This is a genomic window from Rhizobium subbaraonis, from assembly GCF_900220975.1.
In the GTDB taxonomy this organism is placed as follows: Bacteria; Pseudomonadota; Alphaproteobacteria; order Rhizobiales; family Rhizobiaceae; genus Mycoplana; species Mycoplana subbaraonis.
The window spans coordinates 1-2,436 of record NZ_OBQD01000072.1; the positions used below are offsets into that span (position 1 = coordinate 1).

General features: G+C 58.7%; 2 protein-coding genes. Both read left to right on the forward strand.

Going from position 1 to position 2,436, the window contains the following annotated elements:
• Window positions 1–1,515: IS21 family transposase (gene istA / locus CRO48_RS31435; protein ID WP_141402171.1), on the forward strand; the 1,515-nt coding region annotated here is incomplete at its 5' end.
• Window positions 1,505–2,317, forward strand: coding sequence for an IS21-like element helper ATPase IstB (gene istB, locus CRO48_RS31440; RefSeq protein ID WP_097143549.1), 813 nt, complete (start codon window positions 1,505–1,507; stop codon window positions 2,315–2,317). The genes istA and istB, both read left to right, overlap by 11 nt.
• Window positions 2,318–2,436: the final 119 nt, after the last annotated feature.

The following is a 2,436-nucleotide window of genomic DNA, read 5'->3' on the forward strand; positions in this document are numbered from 1 at the left end:
AGCGTAATCCGACGCTGGCATTTTCGAGAGCATCTATCGATCCGGGAGATTTGCCGCAGGACCGGCTTATCCCGGAATACCATCCGCAAATATCTGCGCGCCGGCGACGTAGAGCCGAAGTTCAACGTGCCGGAGAGGCCGAGCAAGCTTGATCCGTTTGCAGATCGGTTATCGGCCTGGCTGAAGACGGAGTCGAAGAAGAGCCGCAAGCAGAAGCGGACGATGAAGCAGCTACACGCTGATCTTGTCAGCCTCGGCTACGAGGGGTCGTACAATCGTGTGGCTGCCTTTGCGCGGGAATGGCGCGATGATCGTCAGAGGGAATTGCAGACGACGGGCCGCGGGACATTTGTGCCCTTGGCGTTCGAACCAGGCGAGGCCTTCCAGTTCGACTGGTCGGAAGATTGGGCGATCATTGGCAATGAGCGCACCAAGCTGCAGATCGCCCACACGAAGCTGAGCTACTCCAGGGCCTTCATCGTCCGGGCATACCTCCTGCAGACGCACGAGATGCTGTTCGATGCCCATAACCATGCCTTCCGTGTCTTCGGTGGCATTTCTGGTCGCGGCATCTACGACAACATGCGCACGGCGATCGACAAGGTCGGTCGTGGCAAGGAGCGCGACGTCAACGTCCGCTTCATGGCGATGGCCAGCCATTATGTGTTCGAGCCCGAGTTCTGCAATCCGGCTTCCGGCTGGGAGAAGGGACAGGTCGAGAAGAACGTGCAGGATGCGCGTCATCGCTTCTTTCAACCGAGCCCGCGCTTTCCATCACTGGAGGCCTTGAACGATTGGCTCGAGGCCCGTTGCAAGGAGTTCTGGACCACGACACCCCACGGTCAGTTGCGTGGCACCATTGCCGACATCTGGGCCGAGGAAGTCCCAGCTCTCATGGCGCTCTCCAGGCCGTTCGACGGGTTCGTCGAATATACGAAGCGGGTCACGCCCACCTGCCTCGTGCATCTGGAGCGCAATCGCTACAGCGTTCCGGCATCCTTCGCCAATCGACCGGTGAGCCTCCGGGTCTACCCAGATCGTGTCGTGGTCGCCGCAGAAGGCCAGATCGTTTGTGAGCACCGCCGCGTCATCGATCGGTCCCATGATCGGCCGGGCCAGACCATCTACGACTGGCGTCACTATCTGGCGGTGGTGCAGCGTAAGCCCGGTGCTCTTCGTAACGGCGCACCGTTCATCGAGCTTCCCGATGCATTCCGGACCTTGCGGCAATACCTGCTCAAGAAGCCGGGTGGCGATCGAGAGATGGTCGATATCCTGGCCCTCGTCCTTCAGCACGACGAGCAGGCAGTCCTGTCTGCCGTCGACATGGCGCTGAAGTCTGGCGTTCCGACCAAGACGCATGTGCTGAACCTGCTGCATCGGCTCGTTGACGGTAAATCCTTCACGCCGCCGACCCTCGACGCGCCACAGGCACTGACGCTCACCAATGAACCCAAGGCTAATGTTGAACGATACGATACATTGAGAAAGACGGAGACTCGCCATGCGTCATAATCCAGCAAGCGGCGCGATCGTCATCATGCTGCGGCAGTTGAAGATGCATGGCATGGCCCAGGCCGTCGGGGAACTTACTGAGCAGGGATCGCCTGCGTTCGAGGCTGCCCTTCCGATCCTGTCGCAGCTTCTCAAGGCAGAGACGGCGGAGCGTGAGGTTCGATCAACGGCCTATCAGCTCAAGACAGCACGCTTTCCGGCCTACCGTGACCTGAATGGCTTCGACTTCGGCAGTAGTGAAATCAACGAGGCGCTCGTGCAACAGCTTCATCGCTGTGACTTCCTCGATGACGCCAACAATATCGTTCTGGTCGGCGGACCTGGCACGGGAAAGACGCACATTGCCACCGCGCTCGGCGTTCAGGCAATTGAACACCACCACAAGCGGGTAAGGTTCTTCTCGACGGTCGAACTGGTCAACGCGCTTGAGCAAGAGAAGGCACAAGGCAAGTCGGGACAGATCGCCAATAGGCTCGTCCACTCCGATCTCGTCATTCTCGACGAGCTGGGATACCTGCCGTTCAGCACTTCAGGCGGGGCACTGCTCTTCCATCTGCTCAGTAGACTTTATGAGCGCACCAGCGTCATCATCACCACCAACCTCAGCTTCAGTGAATGGGCTAGCGTCTTCGGCGACGCAAAAATGACCACCGCGCTGCTCGACAGGCTCACTCACCACTGTCACATCCTCGAAACCGGAAACGACAGCTTCCGCTTCAAGAACAGCTCGGCGCATCAGCCCAAAACATCAAAGGAGAAACGTAGGAACTTGACCCAGACCAACAACACGAACGATACCTAAAGGCGGGTCAATTCTCGGCGGAAACGCCGGGTCATGTATGGATGCCCCCGTTCATGCAAGCAGTTCTTCGAGCAGTTTTGAACGTGTGATCGGGTGCGGTCATGTATCAGGCCTGTTGT

What these genes read in the sequence shown, in the direction of transcription:
- istB (WP_097143549.1), top strand. Translation starts at nt 1,505, where the DNA reads ATGCGTCATAATCCAGCAAGCGGCGCGATCGTCATCATGCTGCGGCAG.